Source organism: Nostoc favosum CHAB5714 (assembly GCF_020829495.1).
Taxonomy (GTDB): Bacteria; Cyanobacteriota; Cyanobacteriia; order Cyanobacteriales; family Nostocaceae; genus Nostoc; species Nostoc favosum.
Map to the genome: position 1 here is coordinate 1 of NZ_JAIVFQ010000170.1, position 9111 is coordinate 9111.

Consider the following 9111-nt stretch of genomic DNA (forward strand, 5'->3'; position numbering starts at 1 on the left):
CTCGGCGTTTTTTTGTGAGTTTTTTACCGATTCTCAATTAATCTTAGCGATCGCTTCCGCCTGCCCACTTGAGTAAATTCATATATAGCAACCTTTTTGGGCTTTCCTATCCGTCGAACTCACGTTTTTTTTAGCTGCTGTTGCTTTGATATTGTGCTGGCAGATTCACGACATCAGCCATCACAAAAGCATATTGATTACCTACTTGCCGAATTTACAGCACAGCCAACTGACAATGTAATTGCTTCTCGGGGAAATCATCGCTGGGTTCAAATATACGAGCCTATCCGTTTAGAGGAAAACATTACTGGTAAAACTAAATTAAGGAAACAAGGAGTTTATCTAATCACTGGTGGACTCGGAGGTGTTGGTTTAGTATTAGCGGAATATCTCGCAAAGACTGTCCAGGCGAAATTGGTTCTGCTTGGACGAAAAGGACTCCCCGCAAAAGACCAGTGGCAAGAATGGTTGGAAACTCACGATGAAGAGGATAGCATTAGCCGCAAGATTCGCAAAGTACAAGAAATTGAGGCTTTGGGTGCTGAGGTTTTAGCGATCGCCGCCGATGTGGCAAATGAAGAACAAATGCAAAAAGCGATCGCCATAGTAAATGAGCGCTTTGGTACGATTAACGGCGTTATTTATGCAGCAGGTAATAGCGAAGAAGCACATTGCGCTATTGAAGAAACTTCTCATCGGTTGGCTCAATTGCAATTTGACTCCAAAGTATTTGGAATATTTGTTTTAGAAAAAATTTTACAGCAACAAGACCTTGATTTTTGTCAATTTACTTCATCTTTAGCATCTATTTTAGGAGGTTTAGGATTTATTTCCTATTCTGCCGCTAACATTTTTATGGATGCTTATGCTCATAAACATAACCAAAATAAATCTTGCTCTTGGAGTAGTGTAAACTGGGATGATTGGGAAATCAGGGAACAACAAGATACAGATTTTGAAGCAAACTTCTCTAAATATTCCATCACATTTAAGGCTGGTGTAGAAGTATTTGAACGTCTGTTAATGCTAAATGAAGTGAGTCAAGTTCTTGTTTCCATCAGAGATTTACAAGCAAGAATTCAGCAATGGATAAAACTTGAATCTTTACGAAATAAGGATTTTTCAAATAATGAAAATTCTTTATCTCTATACTCAAGAGGTAACTTACAAACTGACTATGTTCCAGCCCGCAACCAAATAGAGGAAATTGTTGCCAAAACCTGGGAAAAAGCTTTGGGCATTGAGAAGATAGGTATTTATGATAATTTTTTTGATTTGGGAGGTAGTTCTCTAATCAGTATCCAGATTATCTCTCAATTACAAAAAGAATTAAATATTCATATCCCTGTAGTCAGCATTTATGAAAAGCCAACTATCAGCTCACTTGCAGAGCTTTTAAGTAGCAATGAGCAAGATTCTGTTCAAAAGGAAAATTTCCGTACTCAACCTAGATATGCTTCAATTAAGCGTCGCAAACAAGTAAGACAAAATTATCGAAAAGCAAGTCTCAAGTAGTACCAATGCAATTAATCGCATTTCTGTAAAAATCATCAATCATTTCTGGAGTATTATCAAATGGCATTAAGTCAGCAAAGACAAGAAAAAAGTAAGCAAAATCGCTTGATTGAGACTGAGTTAACACACCATTATCTAGTTGCTGATAAAGTCATGCAATTATTTCAACCATCCAGCAGTTCAGCATCTACAGAAGCCAAGATGAATGTGCAGACTGACAATTTGGTTGGTGATTTCTTAAGTTCAATTAACACTAATTCGGACATAAATTTTAATGCACTAGTAGAAACTTTTACTGATAGTGAAGTTCCTATTTATCCCGCTAATTTTGATAGCTATCTTGAATATTTAGCAAATAATGTTGTTAATCATTCGATAAATACATCTTCACCACGATTTATAGGTCACATGACCTCTGCTCTTCCCTGTTTTGTGCGATCGCTCGCAAAACTGATGACAGCAATGAATCAAAATGTTGTTAAAATAGAAACAGCCAAAGCCTTTAGCCCATACGAACGTCAGGCTTTGGCAATGATGCATAGATTGGTTTACAACTTTGCTGATGAATTTTATACCCAGCATGTACAAAATAACCAAAGCACTTTAGGCATATTGGTTTCCGGGGGTACAGCAGCAAACATCATTGCACTATGGTGCGCTCGTAATAAATCTTTGTATGCAAAAAATAGTTTTGCAGGTGTAGAAAAGGCAGGTTTAGCAGCAGCTCTAGATTACTACGGTTATCAAGGAGCGGTGGTAATTGGCTCTGAATTGATGCATTATTCTTTTGACAAGGCCGCAGATTTATTGGGCATAGGTACGCATGGTTTGATAAAAATTCCTACTAATGGTAATAATCAAGTGGACTTATCAGCTTTACGTCAAGCTGTTGCAGATTGTCAGTCCAAAAACTTGCATATTATTGCGATCGTGGGCGTTGCTGGTACTACTGATTCTGGTAACATAGATTCACTTTTAGATATTGCAGATATTGCCGAAGCTGCAAATGTTCATTTTCATGTAGATGCAGCTTGGGGCGGGCCACTGATATTTTCCGAACAACATCGACAAAAGCTTGCTGGTATTGAGCGTGCTGATTCAGTCACAATTGATGGACATAAACAGCTGTATTTACCTATGGGTATTGGCATGGTATTTATGCGCGAACCACAGTTAGCTTCAGCGATTGAAAAAAATGCTAGCTACACCATGCGTAAGGATTCATTCGATTTAGGTAAACGCGCTCTAGAAGGTTCTCGACCTGGCATGGCATTATTTTTACATGCTGGGCTACATATTATAGGGCTTAAAGGTTATGAATTTTTGATTGATGCAGGAATCGAGAAGACACAATACATGGCTGCTCGTATCAATGCTATGCCTGAATTTGAGTTACTATCCGAACCGGATATCAATCTGCTTCTTTATCGTTACATTCCGCAATCCTTCAGAGAACTTGCAGTTAAAAAGCAATTAACAGAAAGTGATAATCAACAAATTAATATATTTAACGAATGCCTTCAAAAAGCTCAACGTCAAGCTGGTCGTAGTTTTATCTCACGGACAACAAAAACAATTACTTATTTAGATAAAGAAATTTCAGTTACTGCACTGCGTGCGGTGATTGCTAATCCACTTACTACTCAAGATGATATTGATGCAGTTCTAAATGACCAAATTGAAATTGCTTTAGAGTTATCGAGTTCAGATTCTTTAGAAGTTAATCAGAGTCAATAGCATCATAGGTTCGGTTTGGTCACATTTATTATCTCACGCAGAGACACAGAGAATAAAGATAAGGATATTTGGTATTTTTTCGATGAATAATTCTCAAGATTTTGATAACTTTGATGATCATGATGAAATAGCCATTATTGGCTTAGTTGGTCGCTTTTCAGGGGCAAATAACATTGATAATTTCTGGAAAAAGTTGCGAAATGGAGTAGAGTTAATTTCTCATTTTACAGATCAAGAGTTGCTATCTGCGGGTATAGAGCCAGCTTTGCTAAATGACCCAAATTATGTAAAAGCAGGGAGCATACTGAAAGGTATTGATTTATTTGATGCTGCATTTTTTGGATTTACTCCCAGAGAAGCTGAAATAACAGATCCACAGCATCGTCTTTTTTTAGAATCTGCTTGGGAAGCTTTAGAGAATGCAGGTTATAATTCTGAATCTTTTAACGGTAAAATAGGGCTTTACGCTGGTGTCACTACCAGTAATTATTTTTTGACAAACTTATATTCAAACCAAGACTTATTACAATCGGTAGACGCTTTAAATATTTCTATTGGTAATGAAAAAGACAACTTAACCACCCAAACTTCTTACAAGTTAAATCTCACCGGGCCAAGTGTAAATGTTCAAAACAATTGTTCTACATCGCTAGTAGCAGTACACTTAGCCTGTCAAAGTTTGCTAAATGGAGAAAGTGATATAGCTTTAGCTGGTGGTGTTTCCATCGTCACACTGTCACAAAAACGTGGTTACTACTATCAAGAGGGAGGTATTTCTTCCCCTGACGGACACTGCCGAACCTTTGATGCTAAGGCTAAAGGAACAGTGTTTGGTGATGGTTTGGGAATTGTCGTTTTAAAAAGATTGGCTGATGCTCTTGCTGATGGGGACTTTATTCATGCTGTCATTAAAGGTTCGGCTATCAATAACGACGGTTCTTTAAAGGTTGGTTATACAGCGCCTAGTGTTAATGGTCAAAGAGAAGTAATTTCAGAAGCACTTGCTTTAGCTGGTGTCGAACCCGATACTATTTCCTATATTGAAGCTCATGGTACTGCAACTCCCTTGGGAGACCCAATTGAAATCAAGGCTCTCACACAAGCTTTTCGTGCTAGCACAAATAAAAAAGGCTTCTGCGCGATCGGTTCAGTCAAAACCAATGTTGGACATCTGGATACAGCAGCAGGCATAACAGGCTTAATTAAAACAGTACAAGCATTAAAACATAAACAAATACCTCCCAGCTTACACTTTGAAAAACCTAACCCGGAGATAGATTTTGCCAATAGCCCCTTCTACGTCAACACCAAATTATCAGAGTGGAAAACTAACGGTTCACCCAAGAGAGCAGGTGTAAGTTCTTTTGGCATTGGCGGGACTAATGCCCATGTTATTTTGGAAGAAGCTCCAGTGATTGAGGCTTCCAGTTGCTCCCGTCCTTGGCAATTGTTACTGCTCTCAGCCAAAACCAGCACAGCTTTAGACGCTGCAACAGCGCAACTGTGTGCTTATTTAGAGCAAAACCCTGATATTTCCCTAGCAGATGTCGCTCATACCCTACAAGTTGGTCGTCGAGCTTTTGACTATCGCCGCATCGTGATTTGCCACAACATAGATGATGCGGTGAAATCGCTTAACAGCCAAGACCCACAACGTATTTTTAGTTACCACCGTCAGCCAGGCCATTATCCAGTCATTTTCATGTTTTCAGGACAAGGGTCACAATATGCAAACATGGGGAGGGAACTGTATGAAGTCGAAGCAACGTTTAAAAAACACGTAGATACTTGCGCCCAAATTCTGCAACCATACCTCGGTCTTGATATCCGTTCGCTACTTTACCCCAAGGAAGAGGATACTGAAACTGCTTCTTTGCAATTACAACAAACAGCCCTTACCCAACCAGCGTTATTTGTTATTGAATACGCCCTGGCTCAGTTATTAATGGAATGGGGAGTGCGTCCAGAGGCGATGATAGGTCATAGCATTGGGGAATATGTCGCCGCCACCATTGCAGGTGTATTTTCTGTTGAGGATGCTTTAAAAATTGTGGCAAAAAGAGGACAGCTGATGCAACAGTTACCCTCTGGGAGTATGTTGGCAATTAGGCTGCCAGAAAAAGATGTCCAGTTGCTCCTGGATGCACAGACGTTGTATAAAAAATATTTAGAAATTGCAGTTATTAACAGTCCATCTGACTGTGTAGTTTCTGGAACAAATGAGGCGATCGCAGCCCTAGAAAAGCAATTATCTTCTAAAGAAGTTGAATGTCGCTTGTTGCACACATCTCATGCGTTTCATTCCCAAATGATGGAACCCATCTTGTCAGCATTTATTGAGGCTGTAAAAACAGTCAAACTGAATCCACCACACATAGGTTTTATTTCCAATGTTACTGGTAGTTGGATTACTCAAGAACAAGCAACAAGTCCGGATTATTGGTGTCAGCATCTACGACAAACAGTGAGATTTTCAGATGGGATATCGCAATTAATACAGCAGTTTGAAGGTGTTTTTCTGGAGGTGGGACCGGGGCGAACTTTAGCCACGTTAACGACGCAGCATTTAGAGAAAGATGCCAAACAACAGGTATTGACCTCGTTACGGCATGTTAAGGAGCAACAATCGGATGTTTGCTTTTTATTGCAAACATTAGGTCGGTTGTGGCTTGGAGGTATAGAAATAGATTGGTTGGGCTTTTATGCTCATGAGCAACGTCATCGTTTGCCTTTACCTACTTATCCTTTTGAACGGCAACGTTACTGGATTGATGCGAAATCGCGATCGCATTCCCTAAACATCAAACCGACGACATTAGATCGAAAGCAAGATATTGCCGATTGGTTCTATATTCCTTCATGGAAGCGTTCTTTACTGACTTATACATCATCTGAAAAAATAAAATCTACGCATGAAGAAAAATGGCTATTTTTTGTGGATGATTTAGGAGTAGGGGAGCAACTAATTAATAAGTTAATAAATCAGGTTAAAAGCATAATTATTGTTAAGCAAGGAGATGATTTCAGTAAAGTAAGCGAGGGGATCTATACAATTGCTCCATGTAGAAAGGAAGGTTATGATAAGTTATTACAAGAACTAATATCTTTAGATAAAAGCCCCGATAAAATTGTTTATCTATGGAGTTTAACTCATCTTGATAACCGTCCATCAGTAAAATATTTAGAATTGAAAGGCCTACTATTTTTAATCCAGAACCTTAGGAAGTTAAAAATTAGCAATTGCCTACAACTTAGGGTGATATCAAACAACATTCAAGAGGTTAATGGGAATGAAGAATTAAATCCAGAAAAAGCTGCAATATTAAGTTTATGTAATGTAATTCCTCAAGAGTATCCTAATATTAACTGTCGGTGCATTGATATTGCTTTAACTAACAGCATAAACTTAGAAGCAAGACAAGAAAATTATGAGAGTAAACTTCTGAATGAGTTAACCTCTGTATCTAAGGATACAGTAGTTGCTTATCGCGATCGCCACCGTTGGGTACAAATATTTGAGCCAGTTCGCGTAGAGTCAATAGTCGAGGAAAAAATACCTTTAAGAAAACAAGGTGTTTACTTTTTCCCCGGTGGGTTAGAAACTATTGAGGTTGTGCTTGCGGAATATTTAACAAAAACTTTCCAAGCAAAACTCATATTTATTGAAGATGTTAAATTTCCAAAGCAAGATGATTTCTCACAATGGCTTGAAACTGATTCTCTAGATGATGAAGTGAGTCTCAAAATACAGCAAGTTTTAGCATTAGAGAAATTAGGTGCGGAAGTTTTGTTATTACGTGCCGATACCACTAATTACGAGCAGATGCATCAAGCTCTTGCATCTACAAATGTTGAACAAATTAATGGCGTAATTTATTCAACTGGTATCCAGCGCCATAACCTATTTGCTTCTATTCCCGAAATTTCTGAAGTAGAATTTGAAAATTTGTTAGATTCACAAAGTAGTACAATTCTAGTTGTAGAAAAAGTTTTACAAGATTTTGATATAGATTTTTGTATCATATTTTCTTCTTTGTCTTCCATTTTAGGAGGATTTGGGTTAGGCTTATATTCAGCAGCTAACCAATTCATCGATACTTTTAGTAATCGGCATAATCAAAAGACTTCTTTGCCGTGGTATGTTATAAATTGGGATAAATTCCAACCGAATACAAGCCAGGAAGAAACAGCGACAATTCGAGTCTCTGGAGCAGAATTAGCTATCACCCCAGTAGAAGCAGTAGAAGTATTTAAACGAGTTTTTTCTTTAAGCGAAGTAGCTCACATTATTCTTTCTACAGTAGATATAAATGCTAGGAAAAATCAGACAATTAGCCTAGACTCTCTGGCAAATTCAAAATCTACTTATCAATTAGATTCGTCATCGCGCTACTCCAGACCTCATCTTAGTAATTCCTATGTTGCTCCGACAAATCAGTTGGAAAAACAAATTACGGAAATATGGCAAGAGGTACTAGGAATTGCAGAAGTTGGTATTGGCGACAACTTCTATGATTTGGGAGGAGATTCTCTGATTGCAACTCAACTAGTTTCTCGATTGCGAGCAAAATTTCCTGTGGACTTACCACTTCGTGACCTTTTATTACAAGCAATGATACCAGCCAAACAAGCAGAAATAATTGAGCAACTTCTGTTAGAAAAAATTGAAGAATTATCTGAAGAAGAGGCAGAAGCTTTTTTAGCTAATTTTGCAGAAAATTCTTAAATTGTTCAATTGTAAACCTTTACTTTCAAGCAGGAAAAACAGTTTATGTCTCTACTCAGTCCTATCCCGAATTATGAACCTTTTGCTCGGATGCAAAACGAATTGAAGAGTACAGATGAAGAAATAGAGCAAGAGATAATACCTCTTTTAGAACATTTAGTTTTACAACATCTCCCTAAGGGAGCGCGTATTCTTGACCTTGGTTGTGGTTCAGGAAAATTGGTACAACAGCTTCATCTTAGAGGGTATCAAGCGACTGGACTAGATGCTTCTCAAGAACTTTTGCGTTATGCCCGAATCAACTCGCCTGAGAGTGAATTTATCCTTAGTGATATACGTAAATTTGAACTCTCACCTACCTTTGATGCAGTTTTGTCGCATATTGTCTTACTCTTTATTCTAAATGCTGAAGAATTAACATCTGTCTTCCGCAACGTATATACAGCACTGCGAGATAATGGACTATTTGTATTCACAATACCAATAACAGATTGGTTCCATGAAATTGCTCCACCAACTTTCAACCATGTTAGCATTAATGACGAATCTGCTTTGATTGAAATATTCCACTATAAACCAGAAGAAAGAACTTGGGAAATTCAAGTTACCGGATTTGAATTAATAGAAAATATTTGGAAGCGTTCAGATGCTACTTGGTTAAGAAGAGATTTCTTTTTAACAGAGGTGCAATCGGCTCTAGAGAAAGTGGGCTTTACAGACATTAGCCACTATAATTTCAAAGATTTTGGAGCAGACGATAGTGACGGGATGGCTTGCTTCGTTTGTCGTAAGTAATTTACCACCCAATAGTAAAATTACACAGTTCATGCGTTAGTCAAGAGTAATTGTCATTTTTAAATCTTGAGTTTGAAACAGGAAAACAGTTTATGTATTTAGTCAATAATGATGCAAATTACGACCCTCTTGCTTTGGCACAGTGGGATGAAGACGACATAGAAATTAATGAGGTGGACGTCGGGGAAATAATAATAGCTTTAGAGCAATTAAGTAAGTTGGCGTGAAAAAACCAAAGTATGTAAAGATAAGTAAATACGGAGAATGCATCTACCGAGGTGACTAAGACATGGGCGCTCGTTTAAGGATATTTCTGACTCGTGATCAGGATAAAACTT

Annotated in this window: 5 protein-coding genes; all 5 read left to right on the plus strand. The window is 38.0% G+C overall.

Annotated elements, in window-relative coordinates:
- Positions 1-153: 153 nt before the first annotated feature.
- Positions 154-1515, plus strand: a complete 1362-nt coding sequence (locus LC586_RS38480; protein WP_229491069.1) for an SDR family NAD(P)-dependent oxidoreductase — start codon at positions 154-156, stop codon at positions 1513-1515.
- Between the two features lie 60 nt (positions 1516-1575).
- Positions 1576-3252, plus strand: a complete 1677-nt coding sequence (panP, locus tag LC586_RS38485; protein ID WP_229491071.1) for a pyridoxal-dependent aspartate 1-decarboxylase PanP — start codon at positions 1576-1578, stop codon at positions 3250-3252.
- Positions 3253-3334: 82 nt separating this feature from the next.
- Complete coding sequence (locus LC586_RS38490) at positions 3335-7978, plus strand: type I polyketide synthase (RefSeq protein WP_229491073.1); 4644 nt, start codon at positions 3335-3337, stop codon at positions 7976-7978.
- Between the two features lie 45 nt (positions 7979-8023).
- Positions 8024-8773, plus strand: a complete 750-nt coding sequence (locus LC586_RS38495) for a class I SAM-dependent methyltransferase (protein WP_229491075.1) — start codon at positions 8024-8026, stop codon at positions 8771-8773.
- A 50-nt stretch (positions 8774-8823) separates the two neighbouring features.
- On the plus strand, positions 8824-9000 hold the full coding sequence (locus LC586_RS38500) for a hypothetical protein (RefSeq protein WP_229491077.1): 177 nt from the start codon (positions 8824-8826) through the stop codon (positions 8998-9000).
- Positions 9001-9111: the final 111 nt, after the last annotated feature.

Excerpts from the sequence above, each read along its gene's own strand:
- LC586_RS38490 (WP_229491073.1), top strand. The coding sequence starts at position 3,335 with ATGAATAATTCTCAAGATTTTGATAACTTTGATGATCATGATGAAATA.
- panP (WP_229491071.1), top strand. The coding sequence starts at position 1,576 with ATGGCATTAAGTCAGCAAAGACAAGAAAAAAGTAAGCAAAATCGCTTG.
- LC586_RS38495 (WP_229491075.1), top strand. The coding sequence starts at position 8,024 with ATGTCTCTACTCAGTCCTATCCCGAATTATGAACCTTTTGCTCGGATG.